The organism is Pirellulales bacterium (assembly GCA_019694455.1).
GTDB lineage: Bacteria > Planctomycetota > Planctomycetia > Pirellulales > JAEUIK01 > JAIBBY01.
In genome coordinates, this window is sequence record JAIBBY010000067.1 from 1 (window position 1) to 24394 (window position 24394).

Sequence of the window (24394 nt, forward strand, 5' to 3'; positions counted from 1 at the left end):
AACAGAACCTGATGCGCCTCTCGCACCTCCATCGAACATGACTCCCGGCCGCCAAGTTTTCCCCACGCTCTGGCTCGCGCGCGACCTTTGTCCCGACGTTGTCGCGCTGGCCGCACTCTGCGCGCTGGTCTGGCTGGCGCGCGTGATTCGCGCTGGCGTCGCCGCGCCCCGACAAACGCCGCGTGTCTCGCGCGCCAGGGCCATGTGGATGGCGGCCATCTCGCCGCCCGTGGTCCTGTTGAGTTGGCTGGTGATCGCCGCCACCATCGAGGCCAATCGCCGCTGGGGCTTTGCCGTGCGTTACCTGCTGATGGCCATGCCGTTTCTTTATCTGCTGGTGGCGCACAGCCTGTTCGTCGCGCTGGGGCTCCGTCGACTCGCGCTCGCGCTGCTGACAATCCTCATCGTGTTCAATCTGTTGAACCAATACGGCGCGTTCTATCCGCCACTCACCAGCGAGCGCTTGATCTGGAATCAAAGCTTCGAAAAAAGCGCCGAGCGCAGCCATGAGTATCTGCGCTTGCATGCAGCGAATATTCAACTGGCTCGCCGCCTGGAATCGTCGCCTGCCGACGTGGTGTTGATCGCCTCGTTCCCTTATCCGCATTACCTCGGTCTGCCGCGACTCGGCTATGTCTCCCGGCCGCTGCGCGGCTACTGCTTCGACATCGGCCGCGGCGTGCCGTCGTTCAAGAACATGGCTCAGTGGAACGAACCCGCCGGCGTCGACCCGATTTTCATCGGCGACCGCTACGGGCGTTTCGCCATTCCCCAGGCCGAGCAGGGCGACGAGATTCTATTCGACGATCAGCAAATCCCCCCGCTGCTCGCCTATCAAAAGCGCTGGCGGCAGTCGCCGCGACAATCGGTGGCTCAAGTGAAAGATTGGGTGCTCACGCGCCAATGGCCCGGCGATTGGCTAGCTCGACAATTGATGGTCCGCACCGATGTGCTCGCCGTGCTCGGAATGGCCGATCGCGCGGTCGAAGAACTGCGCGCCGCGCTGCCGCTGCCAGTGGCGCCGGCGAACAGCATGATCGAACTGCGCCTCGCCAGCCTGCAGCGCGCGCAAGGAGACTCAGCGGCGGCGGCCGCCACCCTGCGCGACCTGTTGCTGCGCGCGCCCGATCTGCTCACGGCGCACGAGCTGTTGACCGAGATCGAGTTCACTCAAGGTGAACACGATGCCGCACTGGCGCGGTTGACTGGGCTGGCCGCGCGACATCCCGATTCCAAGCCCGCCCGAATCGTGCTGGTGCAGACGCTGCTGCGCATGGGGCGCGCGTTGGAAGCGCGCCCCTGGCTCGAACAACTCACTCAGCTCGATCCGAGCGACGGCGCCGTTTGGCTACAGCTAGGCGTCATTTGCGCGGCCAGCGGCGACGCCGCGCCGGCCCGCGTGGCGCTAGAGCGCGCCCTGGCCTTGCCGCTCGACGAGGCCAATCGGCGACTCGCGCGTGAGCATCTCGCCGGGTTGCCACAGCGTTAGAACCAAAAAAACCCATGTGGCAGGTTGCGCCCCGCCACATGGGCCCGGAGTAAGCAAATGCGTTCGGCGCGGATCAGCTCGCGTTGGTCGCCTCAGCGGCCGGCTTCTTGGCCTTGGCCCGCTTGGCTTTGGCGCCCCCTTTGCCCTTCTTGGCCTTGGCCAAAGCGTCGTCGAGCTTCTTCTGCTGCTCGGGGGTCAGCACGTCGCGCATCGCGGCCCGCATCTTGTCACGCGCGGCGGTGAGCTTCGCCTCCAGCTCTTCGATCTGCGGCCGGAACTCGTCTTGGATCTTGTAGATCGCCTCGCGCTGCGAGTCGTCAACCAAATCGCCAAAGTGCGCCGGCAGACGATTACCATCGTTGTCGTCGTTGGCCGCCGCGGCCTTCTTGCCGCTCTTTTTCTCGGCCTTCTCCTCGGCCAATACCGTCGTCGCCAAGCAAATCAACAACGCCACGCACAAACAAGCTGAAATTCGATACTGGCCAATTCGCATGTTGCCGCCCTTGAAATGGGAGAAGTGAGAAAGTGGCGGGGGCGCCCCCGCCACGCGACGTATCGTAATTGCCATCGCGCTGCCATCCAAACTATTGCTTCCCCTTAATGGATGTGGCGGTGGACCAACCGTGGCGCAACAAAAAAAGGTCATGGCAGCCGATCCGTCGTGCTACCATGACCTTTATCCTGAAACGGGAATCGGAATTCCCGCTCTCCCAATACCCGGTACATCGTCCGCGCGCAAGTTGCCGCTTCAGCCGATTTTGCGAGCTATGCTCAACTGGCTGACGGAAAATAACTTACGCCGCGCGCAAGCGACCAGCATCCATCGCGCCCCTTGGCAAGCGGCGCCGGTCGCGAAAAGTCTGACGTCGGCCTGGCCGCCTGGGCAGATTGCCGTCGTGGCTTTATTCCCACTCGCCGCGACTGCAGCTACGCTGCCGCGGCTCGCAAAATCACGACCCAGGTCGCGATTTTGTGAATTGCTTCCTGCAATTCACGCAGCCCGGCGAAAAATTCCCCGGACTGCTACGGCGCGATCATTGGCGCCATCGGCATCGCCGACACCGGCGCCAACGTCCCGTTATAGCCAGCGGCCGTTGAGCTCAATGGATAGGCGAACTCGATCGGCGCAATGTTGTCGGCGAAGCCGCCAAACTGCACCAGCGGCAAACCGCTGCCGCCAGTCGGGCTGTTGAAGACCGGCGGTCGCCCCGTGCCGCGATAGCCCGTCATATAGCGTGGCGGTCCCATAAATGTGACGTCGGTTTGCAAGGGAGGCGTGAACGTGCCGGCCGGATCGCCCGGCACGCCCGTGACCGCCAGCGGCGCGGCGACCAACGGAAAGCTCCGCAACTGTCCGGCCGCCGGATTGCCTCCCATCATCGGCTGCGTCGTGACGATGCCGCGATACCCCACCACGGTGCGATACCCCCTGGGCGCGACATAGGCGCCTGGTCCACCCGGAAACCCATACTGCTGGGCCGACGCGGTCATCGGCAAACACAGAACGGAAACGAGCGCGAGCAACCCAATCGACGGCTTCATATTCTCATTCCGCGGCGCGGCGAGTAGCGATTGCCCTCCCTGGTTCCTTGGCGCGCTCCATCGGCACAACCAGTAAACATGCCCTCATTTTGCCTGCCGAGCAACTCGCGCGGTTTCCGTTCGCGCTCGATTCGCCCACACCTTGCCGGCTGCGGTAGCGTTTGTGAGGATTGAACGGCATCAACTCTCCACGGCAGCCACGATTGTCCGACACCGTCGCCAACCTCGTCGTCTTGACAGCCATGACCGCCATCGGCGGCTTGGCATTGGCGCGCGCCAAACCGCTCATCACCGGCACGACGCTTGTAGCGCCCTGGTGGTGGAACGTCGCCGCGCTACTGGCGCTGGCGACTTGCGCCGCGACGGAACAATTCACTGCGAGTCCCGCGCCGGCGTGGCAGGCGCACCTGGCCTATGCGGCCGCCGCAGTCACCTTCTGCCCTTGGATGGCGGTGCTCGGCGCCAAACGCCCGCAAGACGTCGCCTGGCAGTTCGTTGTCGCCACGCTACTGGTGGTGCTGCTGCTACCTAGCGCCGAGGCGCTGCTCTACCGCCCGCAGTCTCCGCTGGAACTCCATGCGGCGCGGGCTTGGTTTTTGTGGCTGCTGATCGCGCTAGGACTTGCGAACGCGCTGCCCACTCGCGACGCGCTGCGTGGCGCATTGACCGCCGCGGCACAGGTCGTCCTGCTGGCGCCGCAGCTTCCGCTTTTGGAGTCGCAAGCGCAGTCGCCGCTGCTCGCGCTAGCGCTATTCACGCTGGCCTTGTCCGCCTGGCCGCGCACGCTCCGGCGCCGCAGCACCACGCCCGATTGGTCCGCGCTGTGGCGCGAATTTCGCGACGCCTTTGGCGCCATGTGGGCGCTACGCGTCGCCGAGCGCTTTAATGTCGCTGCCCGCATGAACGACTGGCCGGTGAATCTGCGCTGGTCGGGGTTCGTCTCGACCGAGGCGCCGGGCGCCGCGCCGGCCCTTTCGCCCGCCATGCAAACTAACCTTCTCGGCCTGCTGCGGCGCTTTGTTTCGCGCCCCTGGATCGACGCGCGCGCCGATTGCACCAGCTTCACCAGCGACCTAGACTGATCCGCATGTCGACCCTTGAGCCGCGCCCCATCGAACCCTTCTCGCTCGACGCGCTGCGCCATCGACTTTCGGGGCTCGAAAAACTGCTCGAGCTCACGCGCCATCTCGCCGCGAATATCGATCCCGATCTCATCCTCCAGCGCATCGCGCAGGACGCCTGCGACGCCATCGACTGCGATCGCGCCAGCCTCTACCAGTACGATCACGAAGCCGAAGTGCTGATCACCCGCGTCGCCACCGAACTGGAGATTGCCGAGGTCCGCGCCCCATTGGGCCACGGCATCTCGGGCAGCGCGGCGGCCACTGGCCAAATCGTCAACGTCGCCAATGTCGCGGCCGATCCGCGCTGGAATTCGTCGGTCGATGATCGCACCGGCTATCGCACCGAGTCGATCCTCGCCGCGCCGTTGCGCTCTGGCAACGACGGCTCGCTGCTGGGCGTGCTCGAACTGTTCAACAAGCGCGACGGCGCCTTCACCGGCTTCGACGAGGAGCTGCTGCTGGCGTTCTCGCAACATGCCGCCGCGGCCCTTGACCGGCTAAGGCTGATCGAGCAACTGCGCGAGCAGCACGCGGTCGAAACATCGCTCAACGTGGCGCGCGACATCCAGCGCGGCTTCATGCCCAGCCAATTGCCGCATGTCACCGGCTATGAGATGGCCACCTGGTGGTTCCCGAATCAGGCGGTCGGCGGCGACTATTGCGATGTGCTGCGCCTGCCCGACAAGCGCTTGGGGTTGGTCATCGCCGACGTAAGCGGCCACGGCATCGGCCCCAGTCTGCTGATGGCCTCGGTTCGCGCGGCGCTGCGCGCCTTGATCTTGCAGCACAGTTCTCCGGAAGCGCTGTTGGAATTGTTGGGCCGCGCGTTGGCCTGCGATCTGCAAGACGGTCGCTTCATCACCATGGTGCTCGCCGCCATCGATCCGCAAGTCCATGTCCTCGAGTTCGCCAACGCCGGTCACGCGCCGGCCCTTTGTTATCACGCGCACGACGCATCGTTTGAATCGCTCGAATCGACTGGCCTGCCGCTCGGTGTGCTCGACGAAGCCAGCTACTCGCGCAGCAAGCCGATCTCGCTCGCGCCGGGAGACTTGGTGGTGCTTTGCACCGATGGCATTGTCGAGGCCATGAACGAAGAAAACGAACTGTTTGGCCGCCCACGGCTGGAAGGCATCATCCGCGCTCATGCCCAGTCGCCGGTTGAAGAGATCGTGCGCGCCGTGGGGCGAGCTGTCGAAGCTCATTACGTCGGCGAAAGCCCCCCTGACGACCTGACCATTCTGGCCGCGCGGCGCAACGCATAAGCGCGCCGGCGGATGGCTCAAAAGGTCTTGGTCAACGTGCCGCCATCGACCACGATGGTCGCGCCGGTGATGTAGCTGCCCGCATCGCTCGCCAACAGCAGCGCCGGCCCCACCAGTTCGCTCGGATCGCCCCAGCGTCCCAGCGCCGTGCGCGCGGCGAAAGTCGCCTTCTCCTCGGCGGAGAGCAAATTGCCCGGCAGATCAGTGAGAAATGGGCCGGGCGCCAAGCAATTCACAGTCACCCCGTCGGCGCCCACATCCTGGCAACTGGCCTGGGCCATGCCGATCAGCGCCGCCTTGGTGGCGGAATAGGCGTTGCGCCCCTCTTTCGACGCCAGCCCCATGATCGACGAGATATGAATCACCCGGCCCCACTTGCGCTCCCGCATTGCCGGAACCAGCGCCCGCGTCAGCGCCATGCAGCTAGAAAGGTTCAATTCCAGCAGCCGATCCCAGTCGGCATCCGCAATCTGGTCGATCGCTTGCGGGCAGTTGCCTCCCGCGTTGTTGATCAAAATGTCGACGCGGCCAAAGGTCTCAAGGGCCGACTTCGCCAAGCGCTCTGCCTGCTGGCGGTCGGTCATATCAGCGACCAGATACTTGCCCCGCACGCCGAGCCCAGCGGTGATCTCTGCCAGCGCCCGCGCAAGTTCAGATTCGCTGCGACTGGAAATGATCACGTCGGCGCCCGCCTCGGCCAGTCCGCGCGCCATCGCCTTGCCCAGCCCCTTGCTTCCGCCGGTGACCAGCGCCACGCGGCCTGTCAGATCGAACAACTTGGGTAGTTTCATCGCGCCGCCAATGGTGTCCGGTTTTTCAACGACTTCCGAATGGAGAATAATAGACTCTACAAAGCCGTGGCCCGACAACGCGCCAGCCAACTTCCTGACCCGCAAGCCGAACGCAAGAGCCCTTGAGCCGATGACCCAAACGATTCCGATTCCGCAAGTTCTCACCCGCGAGCAGTGCCGGCGCGTCGATCAATTGGCGATGCAAGAGTTTGGCATGTCAGGCTTGGTGCTGATGGAAAACGCCGGCCGCCAGGTCGCCGACCTCATCATGCGACTGGCGCCCACTGGTCCGGTTCTCATCTGTTGCGGCAAAGGCAACAACGCCGGCGACGGTTTTGTGATCGCGCGACATTTGGACCTTCGTGGCGTGGCGACGCGGGTGGCCGTATGGTCCCCACCAGAGCAACTCAGTGGCGATGCAGCGGCGAATTTTCAGATTCTTGCCTTAAGTGGAGTTACCGTCGAACGATTCGAAAAAGTCCACGACGCAAGCCACATGGCCCCCCTAATTGGTAATGCCGCGCTCGTGGTCGACGCGTTGTTGGGCACCGGCGCCGTTGGCGAGCCGCGCGCCCCCTATGACGAAGTGATCGAACAACTCAACGCCAGCGGCAAGCCGATCATTGCCGTCGACCTGCCCAGCGGACTCGATTGCGACACCGGCAAGCCCAGCCGGCACACGATCCGCGCCGCGCATACCTGCACGTTCGTCGCCGCCAAGGCCGGGTTTGCCAATCCACAAGCGGCGCCCTACCTCGGCACGGTACATGTTTGCGACATTGGCGCCCCGCGAGCCGTGTACAAAAAAATTTGACGAGCGTCCCGCGCCATGCGATATTTCATGCGGTCACTGGCGCTGTTTGGTCGATAATGACCGGGCGCGAACCAGTGACGGCCGGCTGATGTCGATCCGTCTGACGTTGGTCGCAGTGTTTCTCTCTGACCCAATTCCCTCACACAGGAGACCGGCGATGCAATCTCTCTCTTGCCATCGTGCGTCGGTCAGCCTGCGCGAATTGGTCGCCTAAGGCAGCGCTAGTCGCTACCTGGCCGCTCTCGGGCAGGCCCCCCTCTCGCACGGATTTCGTGCCTTCGTTTCATGTCCTCGCCCTGTGCTTTCGCGCGATGGTCGTGCGCGAGCCACTTCGTTCGTATTTCGAGAGAGAAAATGAATCACAAAAAGCCCTCGCGGCGACAACTTCTGTCGCTGTGCGCAGAACTTCACGATGATGATGGTCTCGATCCCAAAGACTTTTTTCGATCCCCAACTCACAACCCCAAGAACGATCGCAGAACCCGCCAACTATGCGGCCAAGTCGCGGAGACCCTGAGCCAGGTGCTCAGCGGCGAATGCGCCGATGCCGTGTTGAGCGACCTGCAAGTGGTGGCGGTGCGCCCAGCCCCGGACGCCTCGCAACTGCTGGTCCTGGTGGCGCCGGCGTCGCCCGAAGCGTGTTTCGACTCGCAACTCGCGCAAGCACGTCTGGCCAGCGCCAATGGTTGGTTGCGCGCTGAGGTCGCCGCCGCCATCACCCGCCGCAAGGCGCCGCAACTGCTGTTTCAGTTGGTCAGCGCAAACTACGGGGAGGACCGCTCATGAGCGAACACACCTTGCAAGTGGTGCGGCGCGATTGGCTGACCGAACCTTTGCCGGACGACGTGGCGCAATCGCTCGAACGCCTCGCCCGCGCCGACGACGTTCGCCAGATTGCCGTCATGCCCGACGTGCATTTGTCGGGCGAGGTTTGCGTCGGCGTGGCGGTCGCCACCGAAAGTCTGATTTACCCGGCGGCCGTCGGCAGCGACATTGGCTGTGGCATGGCGGCCATACAGTTCGCCGTCGATGCAGAATTATTGCGCAATCAAAACTCGGCGGGCCAACTCCTGTGCGGACTGTATCGCGCCATTCCGTCCCTCAAACATGCACAGGCCACCGCGCCGCGCGCCTTGCCCGCTCCATTGGCCGCGCGGCCCTTGAGCGCCCCGCGACTGGAGAAAGTCAAACAGCGCGACGGGCTGTGGCAGTACGGCACCTTGGGCCGCGGCAATCACTTTCTGGAGTTTCAGGCCGACGACGAGGACCGCCTGTGGTTGATGATCCACAGTGGTTCGCGGGCGATGGGGCAGGCCATCAGCGGGCATCACTTAAGGACCAGTTCGCCGGCGCCGGCAAAGCGGTTGTTCGGGCTGGACGCCAGCACAGCCGAAGGCGCGGCTTATTTGGCTGATCACGATTGGGCCATCGCGTACGCCGCGCACAATCGCCTGAGCATGATCGAACGGGTAATCGAGTGCCTCGATCGCTCGTTTCAAGTCGCGGCCCTGCCCGACTCGCTCATTCACTGCAACCACAACCACGTCCGGCGGGAGACGCACGGCGGTCAAACGTACTGGGTCCATCGCAAGGGCGCGCTCTCAGCCGCGCTCGACGAACCTGGGCTGATCCCCGGCTCGATGGGCACGGCCAGTTTTCATGTCGCCGGACGTGGGCTTGCCGACGCGCTCGGTTCCAGTTCGCATGGCGCCGGGCGGGCCATGGCGCGGGGCGTCGCCAGTCGCTCCATTTCTGTGGGACGCCTGCAGCGCGAGATGCGCGGCGTATGGTTCGATCAGCGAATCTCCCCTCGTTTGCGCGACGAGGCGCCCTCGGCCTATAAAGACATTCACGGCGTCATGCGGGCGCAGCGCGACCTGACCAGCGTCGTCCGGCAGCTTCGCCCCTTGTTGAGCTACAAAGGGGTCTGAGTCCTTTGACTTCGACAAATGGTCCGCGTGAGCCACCACCCGCTGGTTTCAACTGGCGAGCGCTGTAGAATACAATTCAACTGAGAATTAGTCTCAACTCGCGAGTCGTCCCATTACTCACAATCTGCTGCCGCTGAGTCTGCTCGCCAACGGCCAAATTGCCGTCATTCGCCAGGTGATGGGCACGCCCGAGCATGTCCACCGTCTGCACGAAATGGGATTGCGCGGCGGCGCCGAAATCGAAATGATGCAATCGGGCAGTCCGTGCATTATTCGGCTCGATGGCCACAAACTTTGCTTTCGCGATGACGAAGCCACCCGCGTGCTGGTCGAGATGGGGGCGGTCGCATGATGCGGCTCGCTGAGTTGCCGGTTGGTCAGTCCGCGCGAGTTTGTTCGATAGCCGGCGTCGACGAATTAAGCATTCGCCTGATGGAGATGGGGCTCACGCCGGGCGTCGAAATCCGCGCCGTCGGCAAGGCGCCGCTGGGCGATCCGCTGGAGTTTGAACTACGCGGCTACCGTTTGAGCGTCCGCCGCCAGGAGGCGGGCCGTGTCGAAATTGAACCGTTGACCTGACCCGACTGACGCCACCGCCACAGTCGATACGCTTCGCTACCCGCCGCTGATCCGCCCGAGACCATCATGGCGACAATCGCCGAGACCAAAGATTTCGCCATTCGCCAAGCCACCATCGCGCTGGTCGGCAACCCCAACACCGGCAAGTCCACCCTTTTTGGCGCGCTGGCCGGCATACGGCAGCGCGTGGGCAACTACCCTGGCGTCACCGTCGAAAAAAAGCTCGGACAAATGAACCATGCCGGGCGGAAGTTTCAATTGATCGATCTGCCGGGCACCTACAGCCTGGCGCCGCGCTCGCTCGACGAAATGGTGGCGGTCGATGTGCTGCTCGGCCGCCGCGGCGACGTGTCGCCCGTCGACGCCGTGATCTGCATTGTCGACGCCAGTAATCTGGAGCGCAATCTCTACCTCGTCAGCCAGGTGTTGGCGATGGGATTGCCGACCGTCATCGCGCTCAACATGATGGATGTGGCGCGTACGCGCGGGCTAGCGATCGATGTCGATCGCCTGTCGCGACAGTTGGGCGTGACCGTCGTGCCAATCGAGGCGCATCGGCGGCGCGGTTTGGACGATCTGAAGCAAGCGGTGCTGGCGGCCTTGGATCAACCGGTCGCTGGCCGCCCCTCGCCGTTTCCCGAGCAGTTCGAATCCGAAGTCGACGCGCTAGCCGCGCTCTCTTCGACAACGGCCGCCGCGCCGCGCTATCTCACGGAGCGTTTGCTCCTCGACACCACCGGCTACCTGGCCCATGAGTTGACTCATGGCGATCAGCGCGCCGCTGGGCAGATCGCCGCGGCAAGGCAGCGCCTGGCCGATGCGGGGCTTCCCGTGCCCGCGGTCGAAGCGATGGCTCGCTATGGCTGGGTCGCCCAAACACTGGCGGGGGTCGTCTCGCGCCCCAGTCAACGCCCCGTCACGCTCTCGGACCGCATTGACCGTGTGCTTACGCATCGGGTGTGGGGCACGCTCTTTTTCGCGCTGGTCATGCTGGCCATGTTTCAATCAGTGTTTGTCTGGGCCGGTCCTGCCATGGACTGGATCGATGGCCTGATGGGCGCCGCGGGCGAGATGATCGGCGCCTGGCTCCCAGAGGGACCGCTGCGCAGCCTCTTGATCGACGGTGTGATCGGCGGGTTCGGCAGCGTGCTGGTGTTTTTGCCGCAGATCTTCATTCTGTTCTTCTTCATCTCGGTGCTGGAAGATTGTGGCTACATGGCCCGCGCGGCCTTTCTGATGGACAAGCTCATGTCGCGCGTCGGATTGAGCGGCAAATCGTTCATTCCGCTCCTTTCATCATTCGCTTGCGCCGTGCCGGGGGTGATGGCCACGCGCGTCATCGAGAATCGGCGTGATCGCTTGACGACCATCCTGGTCGCGCCGCTGATGAGTTGCAGCGCGCGGCTGCCCGTCTATACCGTCTTGATCGCCGCATTTATCCCGGACCGCGCCTGGCTGGCGGGCGTGCTGAGTCTGCAAGGACTGACGCTCACCGCAATGTATCTGTTGGGGATTGTCGTCGCGGTCGGCATGGCCATCCTCCTCAAGCGTTCGCTGCTCAAGGGCCCCACTCCTCCCTTTGTTATGGAGCTTCCCAGCTACAAGCTGCCGTCTCCCGGCACGGTGCTGCACCGCATGGCCGATCGGGGTTGGGCCTTCGTGCGGCGAGCCGGCACCTTGATCGTGGCGGTCTCCATCGTGGTTTGGGCGCTGCTCTATTTTCCGCGCAGCGAAGCGGTCACCCAACCGCTGGCTGATCGACTCGCCGCCACAAAAGCTGAAATGAACTTGCCCGACCTGACCACCGAACAGCTTACGCACCTGCGCGCCGAGGCCGCCGCGCTCGATCGCGAATTCTCCGGCATTCAACAGCGCCAAAGCTACCTGGGGCGGATGGGCAGATTCATCGAACCGGTCGTGCGCCCGCTGGGTTGGGACTGGCGGATTGGCTGCGCGGTGATCGCGTCGTTTCCGGCTCGCGAGGTGGTCGTGGCCACGCTGGGCGTCATCTACAATCTGGGGAGCGAGTTGGACGTGGCAGCCGACGCCGATCGCACCCAACTGGCCGCCGCCTTGCAACAAGCCAAGTGGGACGACAGCGAGCGGCCGGTCTACAATGTGCCGGTGGCGCTTTCGATCATGGTGTTCTTCGCTCTGTGCGCGCAGTGCGCGGCGACCTTGGCAGTGATCCGTCGCGAAACCAATAGTTGGTTTTGGCCCACGTTCACGTTCGTTTACATGACCAGCCTGGCCTATCTGGCGGCGCTGGTCACCTATCAGGTAGGCATCCGACTGGCGAGCTAGCGCGATGAATCTCGATCCGCAAACCGGGGCCGCGCTCGGCATGGTCGCCGTGGCGACTGCCTACCTGGCTCGTCGCGGTTGGCAGGCAATCGCCCAGCGCAAGGGTTGCGGCGCCTGCGGGACGTGTCCGATGGAGTCGAGCAATGCGCCGACGCTCGTTTCGCTCGACACCGCTCGCCCCTCGAAACAACCGCCCGGCAAATAAAAGAGCCCCGAGAATCGCTTCCCGGGGCTCACTTAAGCTGTTCCAATTTGTTCGCGCGACCGGATCAGCTTCCCGATTTCAGCGCGGTCGAACCGGTCTCCGGCGTGCGGGCCCGCGGCGCCGTCGAATCGGCGCCAATCGGGCGCGTCACCTGGGCGAAGGCGGCGCACTCGGTGATGACTGCGTCTCCCAAGTTGGTCTTGATGACGATCTTTTGCGTCACCTTGCCCGGCTCATCGCCAGCGATGAACGTCACCGGAATCATATGCACTGGCTTCTCGACTTCGCTGTTCACTTTGAACGTGAAGCAATCGCTGCCGCATTCCACACCCAGCACCTTGAAGGGCTTCTTGCCGCGCACGATCAGTTGCTTGGTCACCTTCTGTCCTGGCTCCAGCACTCCCAAGAACAGCGAGGCGGGGCTCACCGACACCGGCGCCACCACTTGCCCTTCAATGTCCACCGGCAATTCGGTCTCGCGCCGATCGTTGGTGACCAGGATGAGTTGCTCTTTCACAAAGCCAGTCGGCGCGTCGGGCGACATGCGCACCACCAGGTCGTACGCCACGTTGCCCCCCTCGCGGCGGCGTTCCACCGCTTCGGCGGTCACATAAGGACTGGGCGATTTGATGCCCGTGATCTTCCAATCGCCGCGGCCGGCGTACTCAATCTCGATGCGCTCCTCCGCTGGCGAACCGACATCGACCGAGCCAAAGGCGACTCCTGCGGGATGCAGCACGACATCGGTGCGGATGTAGCCCGACACCTTGAGTTGCACCTCGGCGTAAAACGGCTTGTCGAAGGTGACCGTGATGGTCGCGCCGCGCTGACCCGTGAAGGCCCGTGTGTTGAAGGTGGCGATGACGTCGCCCGTCTCGTAGGTCTTGAGCGTGTCTTTATTGAACTCCGGGGTGGTGCATCCGCAACTCGAACGCACGGAGGCAATATGCACGTCTTCCTTGTACGGATTGGTCAGCTTGAACCGATGCTGAACCGTGCTCCCCCGGGCCACGCCCAAAAAATCGTGCGTGGTGTGGTCGAACATCTTGCGCGCCCATTCCTGGGCCGCGGCGTTGCTCGCCAGGAGCAACAAAATTGTGAACGTTGCGCTTGCGCGTCGCATGGCTCTAGTCCCCGCCGGAAGGCACCGCGACGCTCCATCGAGCGGTGCAGACCAAATCGAATGTAGTTTCTTCAGTTGCGGCCTGTCCCGTCAGGGCCGCGCGAGGTCGCCAGGCTCATCATAACCGGAAAGGGCCACATAGTTCGCCTAGTACTCGCGTCTGCACTTAAAATGATGTTTCGGCCAAGGTCTGCCTCAGACTACAGAAACTTGTTTTACGAATTCGGTGTAACGTCAGTGCGTTCAAAGCCTTAAATGCACAGAGTTTGGAGAACTCCGTGGCTTCCGTATTTTAAGAAATGTCCTACTTCAGCGATGTGCGCGATTGTCCCCAGCAAACGGCCCACCGTCTGCAGGTAGCCTCGGTTCGCAAAAACACGCCAAACCCCAAAAATCTCAGCAAACCTCGTGCCGATGGCTCTTGCCCAAATCCCCCCGGCGCTGTCCCCGCTTGCTGGCTCGGATACCATACAGGCGGAAACCGTTGGGGGAATGCTACAGCCGTGATACGTGCCAATAGACCAATGCCTGACAGGCGCTGCGAGCAGCGTTGTTTGCGTCGGCCCGATTATTGGCGCGTTGTCAAAAACCAGACAGGGGGAAACCATGTTGCTAAGCCAGGGCCGGCGTCCAATTGCTGGATTGCGATCTCATTACGGGACGTTGCCTAAAAAGGCGATAGCAGCGACATTCCTGTTCGCCGCCCTGTTGCTCGGCACAGCCTGCCAATCCGAGGAACCGGCCGCGCCGGCGGCCCAGGGAGGCAACGTGCAAGCTCCGTTCAGCAATCGACTCGACGCCCCCGCGATCGAAGGGGGAACCGAGTGGTTCAACACGGCCGGGCCGCTCGACATCAAAGACCTGCGCGGCAAGTTCGTCCTGCTCGACTTTTGGACCTACTGCTGCATCAACTGCATGCACATCCTCCCCGAGCTTAAAAAGCTCGAACACGCCTATCCCAACGAGCTGGTGGTGATTGGCGTGCATTCGGCCAAGTTCGACGCGGAGCAAGACTCCAAGAACATTCGCGAGGCCATCCTCCGCTATGAGATCGAGCATCCCGTGGTCAACGACGCCAACCACGCCATCTGGGACAAATTTTACGTCACTAGTTGGCCCAGCCTCCGCCTGATCGACCCCGAGGGCAAGTTCGTTGGCGGCCATTCTGGCGAAATCACCTTTGAGGCTCTAAAAGAGTTGCTCGAACGCGCGCTGCCGTACTACCGCGCCAATGGCTCGCTCGACACCACGCCCCTGCGCTTCGATCAGGAATCGGAGAAGGCCAAGGCCACTCCGCTACGCTTTCCCGGCAAGGTGTTGGCCGACGAGGCGGGCGGTCGACTCTTCATCGCCGATAGCAATCACAACCGAATAGTGATCGCCGGCTTCGACGGCAAGCTGATCGACGTAATCGGCGCCGGCTCCATCGGCCGCGCCGATGGCGATTTTCAGACCGCGCAGTTCGACCATCCGCAAGGCATGGCGCTGGTCGGCGACAAACTCTACGTGGCCGACACCGAGAATCACCTGCTCCGCAAAGTCGACCTGACCAACAAGACCGTGACCACGATCGCCGGCACGGGGCGCCAGGCGCGGGCGTTCATCGGCTCCACCGAAGAAGAAGAAACCGCCGGACACGCCAATCTCCGCTTTCGCGGCAAGCCGCTGGAGACGGCCCTGAACAGCCCCTGGGATCTGCTGGTTCACAAGAAGGATCTGTACATCGCCATGGCGGGGCCGCATCAGATTTGGCGCATGCCGCTCGACGAAGCGACCATCGCGCTCTTCGCCGGCAACGGTCGCGAGGACATTGTCGACGGACATTCGCTGCCCAGGCAGCCCTATCAGGAGGGCATCGCCTCGTTCGCACAGCCCAGCGGCCTGGCCTCTGACGGCAATGTGTTGTTCGTCGCCGATAGTGAAGGCAGTTCGATCCGCAGCGTCCCCTTTGGCGCCGGCAAAACCAAGACCCTCGTCGGCACCGCGCATCTCGAATTCAATCGCCTTTTCACGTTTGGCGATGTCGACGGAGCGGCCGACGAGGTGCGATTGCAGCATCCCTTGGGGCTGGCGATCCGCGATAAAGAGCTTTACATCGCCGACACGTACAACAACAAAATCAAACGCCTCAGTCTGAAGGACCACAGTTGCGCCACCATCGCCGGCACTGGCAAGCCCGGCCACGACAACTCGCCCGCCACCTTCGACGAGCCAAGCGGACTGGCGATCGCCGCCGGCAAACTATATGTGGCCGACACCAACAATCACTTGATTCGCGTCATCGACCTGGATGGCGGCGGCGCGGTGTCGACGCTCGAAATCGCCGGGCTGGAACCGCCCCAGCCGGCCGCGCCGGCGCAGCACGCGGCTTCGCTGTTCGACGGCGCGCCAGAACTGGATGTCGCCAAGTCGCCAGTGCAGGCTGTCGACGGCAAATTGCGCTTCGCGGTCGAGATTCAATTGCCTGTCGGCTACAAGATCAACGCCGCGGCGCCGGCCGCCTACGAAATCGCCCTGTCCAACCCGCAGGCGGAGCAATCGCTGGTCGCTGCCGACGCCTTGAATCAGCGAGTGCGCATCGCGAAACCTGCCACCAAGCTCGCCTTGGAACTACCCGTGTCGGCGAAAGCAGGCGAAGTCGACCTCAAAATCGCCATGAGCTACTTCTATTGCCAGGAAGGAAACGACGGCGTCTGCAAGGCGGGCAGCGTGGCCTGGAAGATCCCGGTGGTTATCCGAGAAAACGCCAAAGCCGAGGCCATCGCGCTCCAGGTGATGGCACGGTAGCACGCCCAACATTGGCGAAGTTCAAAACCGTTCTGGACCGCGGCCGTGGCCGATCGGTAAAATAGCGAGCGCAGAAGCACAGGAACGGAAACTGCTGCGTTTGCGCGTCACATTCGCTGGCGCTCTCCTTCCCATTCGCTGGACCCTTCGCATGTCTCATACGACGACTTGTTGGGTATTGTCGCGGCTGGCAATCGTCGTCGCCGTATTGGCAGTCGCCCCTTACGCACATGGGGGAGCCACCGCCGATCAGCCGGCGGCGGCGCAGCCGTCGCAATGGATCGCTCAACTGGGGGACGATTCCTTTGCCGTCCGTCAGCGCGCAACGCGCGAGTTGGAGCAATTGGGTCGCGCTGCCAAGGAGGCGCTGCTGACGGGCCTCAAGAATCAAGATCCCGAGATTCGCGCGCGCTGCCGCCGAATCCTCGCCGTCGTGCTCGATCTCGACCTGGAAGCTCGCTTGAGCCGTTTCGCCGCCGCGACCGACAGCGCCGCGCCGCTCGATCAGCCGCTGCCCGGCTGGGTTCGATTCGAACAACAGATCGGCGGCGACATTCGCGCGCGCCAATTGTTCGTCGAAATGCTCCGCGCTGAAGCGCATTTATTTGAGGCCTCGGAGGGAGATCCCAAATTGCTGGGGCCCTTGCTGCAAGCGCGCTGCGAACAGTTGCAGCAATCCGCATTTGAGTCCGACGCCCGCAATCGCAAACTGGTGAGCGTGGGGAGCGTGGCGGCGCTGTTCTTCATCGGCTCTCATCCCGAAGTGACGACGGGCGACAGTTTTGTCTCCTACCTGCACACCTTCAGCTATCAGCCCACCTTTCAGGCGGCGATGCTCAATAGCGACAAGGCCGAGTCGCTGCGCAAGATCCTCGGTAGTTGGATTTCGCGCCCCGCCGGCGCCATCAACTCCTACCAAAACTTCATGCTCTCGCTACAGTTTGGCCTGAAAGAAGGCCTGTCCCCCGCCATGACCATGCTGCGCGATGGCGGGGCGCAACCACACATGGCGCAATACGCCATGCTGCTGGTCGGCCGGTTCGCCGGCAAGAAAGAAGGCCTGCCGCTGATTGCGCCGTTTCTCACCGATCATAGCCTGCTCGGTTCCTACAGCATCAACGATCAAGAAGTGCGCACCGAATTGCGCGACGTGGCCTTGGCGGTGCTGGTGCACCTGACCGAACAAGATCATGCCAGCTACGGTTTCGACCATCTGCAAAAGAACGGTCAAACCGTGTTTCAGCCGGTGACGGCCGGATTCAGCGATCCCGCCAAACGAGCCGCCGCGTTCCAGCGCTGGAACGAATGGAGCATGGCGCATCCTCAATAGTCGATTCTGCGCCGTCAATTCAGTTTGCGCCCTCCCTGGGGTCGCCGTAGTTTCTCTTGTGCGGCGGGTCACGGCGGAGAATAATCTCGCCCCCCAATCGGAGTCTCTTGGCGGCGGCCGCGCACCGCGCCGCGCCATCTGGCTAGGAAGGCCACATGCCTCGTCTCCATTCTCGTCGAGTTACGCTGCTGACGACTGCGCTCTGCTGCCTGACCGCGACTGGCTGCCAATCGCCGTACCACTCCGATCGCGGGGCCCTGTTCGGCGGCGTCACCGGCGCCGGCGTTGGCGCGCTGGTGGGCAATGCCGTCGGCAACACCGCGGCCGGCGCGCTGATCGGTGGCGGGGTCGGCGCCGTGACCGGCGCGGCCATCGGGCAAGGCATGGACGAAGTCGAGGCCCGCAATCGCGCCGCGATCGCCGCCCACATGGGTCGTCCGGTCAATCAAGGCGCCACGTCCATCGAGGACGTGATCGCCATGCAGCGCGCCGGTGTCGCCGAGGAATTGATCTCCGGACACGTGCGCTACAACGGCATGGCGCGGCCATTGACGCCGCAAGACTTGATCACGCTACAAAGCTCGGGCGTGCCGGTCTCGGTCATTCAAACGATGCAAAGCCCTCCTCAGCCGCCCGTGCAGCGCGCCGCGGCCACGACGCCAGTGCTGGTCGAAGAGCGCGTTTACGGCGCGCCGGTCTATCCGTATCCGGTCTATTACCCGCCGCCGAGTGTCGGCTGGGGGTTCTCCGTCTGCAACTGATCCGCGCCACCGCGCCGGTTGAGACGACTGGCGCGCGCGACTAGCATGAGCAGCGTTGCGCCGCTTGCACACCGATCTCGCCTCATCGCATGCGCTGTCTCGTCTTATCACTTGCCGTCCTGCTTGCACTGCCGATGTCAGCGCGGAGCGACTCGCCAGAGCCGTTCGATCTGCCCGCCGGATTCGAGGCGACCCTCTTCGCCGACGACACGCTGGCGCACGACATTTTTTCGCTCACATTCGATTCGCGCGGTCAAGTCGTCGTCTCCGGCCCAGGCTATGTACGAGCGTTGCTCGACTGCGATGGCGACGGCCGCGCCGACGCCGCGCGCCAGTTCTCCGACTTTCCGAAGAGCGGTGCGCAAGGGCTATGCTTCGACGGCGCCGACTTGTGGTTGACCGGCGACAACGTGCTGGCGCGGTTGCGCGACGTCAACGGCGATGGCCAGGCCGATGGCCCGCCCGAGACGATCGCCCGCATCCGCGGCGGGGAGCACGGTGGCCACGCGATTGTGAAAGGGCCAGATGGCTGCTTCTATGTGGTTTGCGGCAACGATGCGGGCATTCGCCAGGACCATGCGCGCGCTTCCAGCTCACCGATCCATGACCCGCGCTGCGGCGCCATCCTGCGAGTAACGTCCGGTCGTTCGCAGAGCGAAGTCGTCGCGCACGGGTTCCGCAACCCCTATGATCTGGCGTTCACGCCCGACGGCCGGCTGTGGACGATCGACAGCGACGGCGAACGCGATCACCACCTGCCGTGGTACGTGCCAACCCGCTTATTCCATGTGGCCACGGGGCGCGAACATGGCTGGCTCGCGGGGGGATGGATGAACAGTTGGAGTCGCCCCGAGTGGTTCTACGACAACGTGCGGCCCGCGGCCGAATTTGGCCGGGGTTCTCCCACTGGCATGGTTGTGTATCAGCACCACGCGTTCCCACGCCGTTATCACGGCGGACTTTTCGCCGCCGACTGGACTTTTGGCCGCGTCTACTTCGTTCCTGTCGCCGACGCGGTGAGGCCGCCCGAATTGTTTCTTGCGTCGCGCGGCGATACGGGTTTCGCCCCTGTCGATCTGGAGGTGAGTCCCGCGGGCGAGCTTTTCATCGCCATTGGCGGGCGGCGCACGCACGGCGGCGTCTACCGCATTCGCTACATAGGCGACGATGCGCCACCGGCGCAAGAGACCAACGATGCAATGCAAACCGTGCTCGACGCTCCTCAGCCGCTGGCCAGTTGGTCGCGGGCCCAGTGGTTGCCTCGGTCCAGAGCACTCGGCGGCGACAAGTTTCGCGCGGCGGCCGCCGATCTGGATCGCCCCATTGCAGAGCGCCGGCGCGCAATAGAAATCCTGGTGGAACTGCGTGAACCAGTCGACTCGGCCACGCGTGCTGCGGTGATCGCCGGCAGGTCACCGGAGCTAATAGCTCGTCTGGCCTGGGCAATTGGCCGCACCACCGACGCCGACGACTCCGTGACAACACTCGTCGAACTCACCCATTCCGAGCATCCCACCATCGTTCAAGCAGCCTGGGAGGCGCTGGCCGGTCGCCCCGATCTGACCATCGATTCAAGCGCGTCGCTGGGATGGGCCAGCGCGCTTGCCGCCCCTTGTCGGCGCACGCGCTGGTCGGCAATTCAAGTGGCCAGTCAGTCCGGTAGCCAGAACTACGAAGCCTGGCAAACAGCCAACCCGGCTCGTTCGATCGAACACCGGCTAGCGAACCGCTGGGTCGAATTGAGCGCAGCGCCGACATCAGAGGCCGCCAGCGACCACTGCGCCGCCACTTTGCTCGACCTACTCGATGCCGTCGAGCCAAATCAAGTTGACGACCAAACCCTGCTCGAAATGATGCGGTTGTTGCAAGTCGCTCTCGGCGATGTGCGCATCGAGCGCTCGGAGCCGGGCGCCACCGTCGGCTACGTCGCTCGTGAAGTTCGGCGCATCGAACCGCAACGTCGAACCAAGCTCGGCGAGTTGCTGTCACGTCGATTTCCAACCGGGCGCCGCGAAACCGATTTGGAGATCGCCCGCACGTTGGCGATGCTGGAGTTTGTCGATCCAGAATTGATCGGCCGCCTCGTTGCGCAGTGTGACACTACCACGACCGTTGAAGACGACCTGCATTATCTATTTGCGACGTCCGCTATCGGCGGCGACCGAACCGCCGCCGTCACGCTGGCCACCGCCAAAGCCCTGCTCGACCTGCACGCCAAACTGGCGGCCCGCCGCGAGTATCCGAGCCGCATGTGGCCCGAACGAGTCTCCGAGCTGTTCGTCGGGCTGCGCACGCGCGATCCCAACTTGGAAAGTCAACTGATCGACTGCGATCGGTACTGTTTGCCCGAGCATACGCTATTCGCGCTGCGCGTTGCCGATGACCTGAAGCCCCTCGCCGCCCGCAATCTACTTGCCGCGATTGAACAGTCTGACGCCTCCGGCGAATGGTCGGCCGATGTGGCTGAGTTAACCCGCTACTTGCCCGCCGACGAGGCGTTGCCGCTGCTGCGGACGCATGCCGAAGACCCAGCATCGCGAGAACGTGTGACGCTGGAGCTTGCGCGACACAAGCGCCCCGCAGATCGCCCTGTCTGGGTCGTCGGCCTGGCATCGCTGAACGAAGCGGTTGTCACCGCTTGCGCCACGGCCTTGGTGGAAACAGGCAGCGGCGATCCCACCGCCGACGAAGTCGCCGCCGCGATCGGCGCGCTCGATCGCCTGTGCCATGTGCGCCCCATCAAGGAGAGCTCTCCCACGCCGTCGCCATGGCCGTCGCATGAGCCTCGTCAAGCGCTCGCCGCCCTACTGAGCAAGTGGGCCGGGGAACGTTTCGAGATCGACGAAACCACCGCGCCATCGCTAGCCCAAGCCTATGAACCGATCTTCGCCTGGGCCCGCGCGAAATATCCACAATCCGCAAAAACTGTTGGCGCCGCCGGCGAATCAGCGGCCGAACTGCTGGGTCGCTTGCCCACAATTCCGCTGTCCCAAGGCTCGCCAACGGCCGGCCGCGCGGTGTACGTCAAGCAACAGTGCGTCCGCTGTCATGGCGAGGCGGGCAAATCGGCCAATCAGCGTCTGGGCCCCGATCTGGCCGGCGCGGCCGATCGCTTGAGCGCAGCCGACCTGTTCGCCGAAATCGTCGATCCCAGTCGTACCGTCTCGCCCACCTATCCAACCACCGCGATCAGCACACGCGATGGCCATGTGCATCACGGCCTGATTGTCTACGAATCGCCCGATGGCACGTTGCTGCAAACCGCGCCCGATACGCTGCTGCGTGTGACAGGGGACCAACTGCTTTCGCTGGAGCCGAGCGACCGCTCCCTCATGCCCGACGGATTGCTCAAGGGGCTTGGCGATCAGGAAATCGCCGATCTGTACGCCTACTTGCGCGCCCTCAAGGCGCCCCAATAGTTAATCAATCGCGCCATAAACGACCTCCCCCGCGCGGAGCGTCGCCACCACCTCAAGACTTGTCGGCCGTTCCGCAGGCACAAGCCGAAACAGAATCCAATCGGCCACGTCGCCGGGGCGCAGTCCGCCGCACTCTTTTCCCAATAGCGACGCCGGCTGCGTCGAGGCCATCTCGATCGCTGCCCGCAGATCAACCCCCGCAAACCGCATCACGTTCACAATGCCATCGCCAATCGGCCGCGAAGCGCCAGCCAGCAATTGGTCCTGGCCAGCGATGACCAGCCGGCCATCAGGCAAGATCTCCAACTCGCATCCGCTAGACACATAGCGTCCCGCCGGCAAACCAGCCAACCCCGACACGTCGCTCACCAAAACGATTCGCTCTGCCGACTTCGCGCGGACAAACGTCCGCACCACCTCGGGCGGCAGATGATGCCCATCAACGATCAAGCTGGCGGCCAGTCGATCTTCGCCCAGTTGATCCCAGAGGTAGTTGGGATGCCGCCGCAATTGGCGGTGCGCTCCATTGCCCAAATGTGTCGACAGCCGCGCGCCGGCGTCGACCGCGCGATGTATCTGCTGAGAATCGGCGCCCGTATGTCCCAGCGCCACGCGCACGCCCGACGCCGTAGCGCGGGCGATGAAATCGGGCGCCTCGTCATACTCCGGCGACAGGGTGACCAGCGCGATGCGCCCCCCGGCCGCCTCCTGGAACCGGCGAAAATGGCCCCAGTCGGGCGCCCGGCAATGTTCGCGCGGATGCGCCCCGCGTGGCCCGTCCTCCGTGGAGATGTATGGCCCCTCCACATGAATGCCGACCACCGCGCGCTCCACGGCCGGGGACGACTCGCAGGCCCGCGCGATCATCGCCAATCCGTGCAGCAAGACGTCGTCGGCCTGCGTGGTCAGCGTGGGGCAAAGCGCCGTCACGCCAAACCGCTCATGTTCGCGCACGATGGCGGCCACCTTCTCTGGCGTCAATTCGAGCGAACTGAACTCCTGGCCGCCATAACCATTGATCTGAATGTCGACCAGACCCGGCGCAATCCAACAAGGGTCGCGCGGCGCTGGCTCCTCTTCACAATCGCGTACCGAGCGCACGCGACCGTCGCGAACTTCAAACTGCGCCAAGCGGCCCGTGTCATAACGTCTCGCGAGTAGCTGCATGCGTTGCCTGAAATAAAGAGGCGAGAGTCCCCAGCGGATTCTCGCCTCGAAGATAGCCCAGCTTCCCGGCAGTCGCCAGTTGGCGGCCTTAGGTTGCGTTCGCCGGTCCGCGCGAATTATTCGCCAAACCGCGAGATCATTCGCGATTTGGCGAGTTGCCACCGCGCGGACTGCGCTCGCGGCTCGGAGTAGAAATCCGCGATCACCTTCTGCTCCACATCGTCAGGCGAGGCATGGCTCACCAAACGCCACGGTAGTTGTCGCGCTTCGACTGCAGAACGATCGTGGGACTGGAGCGGCCCGACCAGCGGTTCGGGTCGCGTCCGCCGCCATAGCTGGGAGCGTACGTGCCCCCCTGAAATGGCGTATGAATCGCCGTCGGCCGTTGATTATCGACACCGTACCACTTTTGCGCCGCCAAGCGCAATTGGCGCTGCGCGGCGCGAAATTCCGCCTTGCGGCGCACCGCTAACTGGGGGTTCATGTAGTTCTTCATCTCTTGTTCGTAGAACCACATGTCCGGCGTCGGCGTCAGTTCGCCCAGCGAGAGCGGCGCGTCGAGCGAGGCGTTGGCCGCCTCGCCCTGCGGCGGCATGGGCTTTTGTTGGCCGAACGCGACCAGCGGAAAGCAGATCGACAACGCGATCAATGCGACAGTTATCTTCATCGAGTTCCCCCCGACCATGGTATGCCAAAGCAATCGACTCACGGCGCGATCCAATCATGCAACCGCGCTCCTATAAACCGATTCGGTCAGAGCGACTTTGCAGGTGAAGAAGAGTTTGCCGAAAATGCGGCAAAGGCATAGTGGCAATTCGCCAATCTGCTAGCGCTGCCGCGCCGGCGCCAGCATGGCCACCACCGGATGCGCGGCGATGAAACGCCGGTATTCGCCATCCCCCCCTTCGACCACTAGCGCAAACAGCAAACCTTGCTCGCGCCACACGGCCGAGGTCATGCCGGCCGTGCTGACCGGTTGCGGGCTGACCGGCACGCGGCTCAGTTCGATCTTCGGTGCGCGCGGTGAGGCGGCCAGCCGAACAACAAACAAATCGCCCCGCGTTGGTCCGCGACGAAGCTGATAGACCACTGCGCTGCGCCCCAGAAACGACGGCAGCTTGCGCCAACGCGCGCCGGCGGGCGTACCGACAATCGAGCTGACCGGAAAACCAGGTGGGGGCGCCTTCTGCTCCAAGAGCGAGCCGGGCTGATCGTTGGCAAAGGCCTCGCGCGCCGCGGCGGCGATTGAGTCCTCGGTGTACGGCGCAGCCGTCGGCCGCGACCAGACCACCGCGCCAAAAATCGCCGCGGCCAATGCTCCACTGGCGGCCGTGGCCAGCACACTGCGGCGCAGCAAAATGATCTCTAACGCCAGACCTACGAGGCCTGGACATCGGACCAACTGGCCGCCCACGGTTTTTCCAGCGTGCCCCGTGCCAGCGCACGCTATTTGGTCCGCCTGGACTACTCGACCGCCACGCGGCTCGTGCAGGTGCGCGAGCCCGTGTACCCGGATCCGTATTGGGGGCCGGGGCCCTGGGGGCCATGGCGTAGCCCTTGGGGGCCGTGGGGCCCATGGGGGCCGCAATATGTGGATACCAACGTGCAGGTGCCGTTCTATGCCTATCACGTGGAAATTGACGAGGCAGCCACCGGTAAGCGCGTTTATCAGGTGACGGCGCAAACGCAGGGTGGGGATGGATCGCTGACGGCGGTGATGCCGTACCTCGTACGCAGCGCATTTGCCAATTTCCCGGCGCCGA

22 protein-coding genes are annotated in these 24394 nt (G+C 63.6%); 15 read left to right on the forward strand and 7 right to left on the reverse strand.

The window, feature by feature from the left end; all coding sequences use genetic code 11:
- Positions 1-37 precede the first annotated feature (37 nt).
- Complete coding sequence (locus K1X71_18965) at positions 38-1489, forward strand: tetratricopeptide repeat protein (GenBank protein MBX7075227.1); 1452 nt, start codon at positions 38-40, stop codon at positions 1487-1489.
- Positions 1490-1562: 73 nt separating this feature from the next.
- On the opposite strand, the gene K1X71_18970 is transcribed toward K1X71_18965, so the two are convergent.
- Entirely contained in the window at positions 1563-1982 is a 420-nt protein-coding gene (locus K1X71_18970) for a hypothetical protein (GenBank protein ID MBX7075228.1), read from the reverse strand.
- Positions 1983-2512: 530 nt separating this feature from the next.
- Complete coding sequence (locus K1X71_18975; protein MBX7075229.1) at positions 2513-3031, reverse strand: hypothetical protein; 519 nt, start codon at positions 3029-3031, stop codon at positions 2513-2515.
- A gap of 203 nt (positions 3032-3234) precedes the next feature.
- Between K1X71_18975 and K1X71_18980 the strand changes: the two genes are divergently transcribed.
- Positions 3235-4113 (forward strand): hypothetical protein, encoded by an 879-nt coding sequence (locus K1X71_18980; protein MBX7075230.1) that lies wholly within the window; start codon positions 3235-3237, stop codon positions 4111-4113.
- 5 nt (positions 4114-4118) lie between these two features.
- Positions 4119-5420: a SpoIIE family protein phosphatase gene (locus tag K1X71_18985; protein ID MBX7075231.1), complete on the forward strand. Its 1302-nt coding sequence runs from the start codon at positions 4119-4121 to the stop codon at positions 5418-5420.
- Between the two features lie 17 nt (positions 5421-5437).
- Here the strand turns inward: K1X71_18985 and K1X71_18990 are convergent, their stop codons facing one another.
- The gene (locus K1X71_18990) at positions 5438-6211 is read right to left on the reverse strand and encodes an SDR family oxidoreductase (protein MBX7075232.1); all 774 of its coding nucleotides are present in this window, start codon (positions 6209-6211) and stop codon (positions 5438-5440) included.
- A 130-nt stretch (positions 6212-6341) separates the two neighbouring features.
- Here K1X71_18990 and K1X71_18995 point away from each other — a divergent pair, with 130 nt between their 5' ends.
- The 7 genes from K1X71_18995 (at position 6342) to K1X71_19025 (ending at position 12044) form a co-directional block, all read left to right on the forward strand.
- The gene (locus K1X71_18995; GenBank protein ID MBX7075233.1) at positions 6342-7025 is read left to right on the forward strand and encodes an NAD(P)H-hydrate epimerase; all 684 of its coding nucleotides are present in this window, start codon (positions 6342-6344) and stop codon (positions 7023-7025) included.
- A gap of 354 nt (positions 7026-7379) precedes the next feature.
- Positions 7380-7811, forward strand: coding sequence for a hypothetical protein (locus tag K1X71_19000; GenBank protein ID MBX7075234.1), 432 nt, complete (start codon positions 7380-7382; stop codon positions 7809-7811).
- The gene (locus K1X71_19005) at positions 7808-8956 is read left to right on the forward strand and encodes an RtcB family protein (protein MBX7075235.1); all 1149 of its coding nucleotides are present in this window, start codon (positions 7808-7810) and stop codon (positions 8954-8956) included. The genes K1X71_19000 and K1X71_19005 overlap by 4 nt, the downstream gene beginning before the upstream one ends.
- A gap of 112 nt (positions 8957-9068) precedes the next feature.
- A complete protein-coding gene (locus tag K1X71_19010; protein MBX7075236.1) occupies positions 9069-9308 on the forward strand; it encodes a ferrous iron transport protein A in 240 nt (79 codons plus the stop codon).
- The gene (locus K1X71_19015) at positions 9305-9535 is read left to right on the forward strand and encodes a ferrous iron transport protein A (protein ID MBX7075237.1); all 231 of its coding nucleotides are present in this window, start codon (positions 9305-9307) and stop codon (positions 9533-9535) included. The genes K1X71_19010 and K1X71_19015 overlap by 4 nt, the downstream gene beginning before the upstream one ends.
- A gap of 66 nt (positions 9536-9601) precedes the next feature.
- Positions 9602-11839 (forward strand): ferrous iron transport protein B, encoded by a 2238-nt coding sequence (feoB, locus tag K1X71_19020; protein MBX7075238.1) that lies wholly within the window; start codon positions 9602-9604, stop codon positions 11837-11839.
- 4 nt (positions 11840-11843) lie between these two features.
- A complete protein-coding gene (locus K1X71_19025) occupies positions 11844-12044 on the forward strand; it encodes a hypothetical protein (GenBank protein MBX7075239.1) in 201 nt (66 codons plus the stop codon).
- A gap of 64 nt (positions 12045-12108) precedes the next feature.
- Here K1X71_19025 and K1X71_19030 read toward each other — a convergent pair whose 3' ends face one another.
- Positions 12109-13167, reverse strand: coding sequence for a DUF1573 domain-containing protein (locus K1X71_19030; protein ID MBX7075240.1), 1059 nt, complete (start codon positions 13165-13167; stop codon positions 12109-12111).
- A gap of 606 nt (positions 13168-13773) precedes the next feature.
- Here K1X71_19030 and K1X71_19035 point away from each other — a divergent pair.
- The 4 genes from K1X71_19035 to K1X71_19050 all read left to right on the forward strand — a co-directional run bounded on the left by K1X71_19035 (position 13774) and on the right by K1X71_19050 (position 21464).
- Positions 13774-15954, forward strand: a complete 2181-nt coding sequence (locus K1X71_19035; GenBank protein MBX7075241.1) for a redoxin domain-containing protein — start codon at positions 13774-13776, stop codon at positions 15952-15954.
- A 151-nt stretch (positions 15955-16105) separates the two neighbouring features.
- Positions 16106-17284 carry a hypothetical protein gene (locus K1X71_19040; protein ID MBX7075242.1) on the forward strand — a complete coding sequence of 393 codons (1179 nt, stop codon included), beginning with the start codon at positions 16106-16108 and terminating at the stop codon, positions 17282-17284.
- Between the two features lie 155 nt (positions 17285-17439).
- On the forward strand, positions 17440-18045 hold the full coding sequence (locus tag K1X71_19045; GenBank protein ID MBX7075243.1) for a hypothetical protein: 606 nt from the start codon (positions 17440-17442) through the stop codon (positions 18043-18045).
- Positions 18046-18179: 134 nt separating this feature from the next.
- Positions 18180-21464 carry a c-type cytochrome gene (locus K1X71_19050; GenBank protein MBX7075244.1) on the forward strand — a complete coding sequence of 1095 codons (3285 nt, stop codon included), beginning with the start codon at positions 18180-18182 and terminating at the stop codon, positions 21462-21464.
- Here the strand turns inward: K1X71_19050 and K1X71_19055 are convergent, their stop codons facing one another.
- From K1X71_19055 to K1X71_19065, 3 genes are all read right to left on the reverse strand, one after another.
- Positions 21465-22631 (reverse strand): amidohydrolase family protein, encoded by a 1167-nt coding sequence (locus tag K1X71_19055; protein ID MBX7075245.1) that lies wholly within the window; start codon positions 22629-22631, stop codon positions 21465-21467.
- Positions 22632-22869: 238 nt separating this feature from the next.
- The gene (locus K1X71_19060) at positions 22870-23298 is read right to left on the reverse strand and encodes a hypothetical protein (GenBank protein ID MBX7075246.1); all 429 of its coding nucleotides are present in this window, start codon (positions 23296-23298) and stop codon (positions 22870-22872) included.
- 159 nt (positions 23299-23457) lie between these two features.
- Positions 23458-23988, reverse strand: a complete 531-nt coding sequence (locus K1X71_19065) for a hypothetical protein (GenBank protein MBX7075247.1) — start codon at positions 23986-23988, stop codon at positions 23458-23460.
- Between the two features lie 45 nt (positions 23989-24033).
- Here K1X71_19065 and K1X71_19070 point away from each other — a divergent pair.
- Positions 24034-24394 (forward strand): DUF4136 domain-containing protein (locus tag K1X71_19070; protein ID MBX7075248.1); only part of this gene is annotated, 361 nt, incomplete at its 3' end.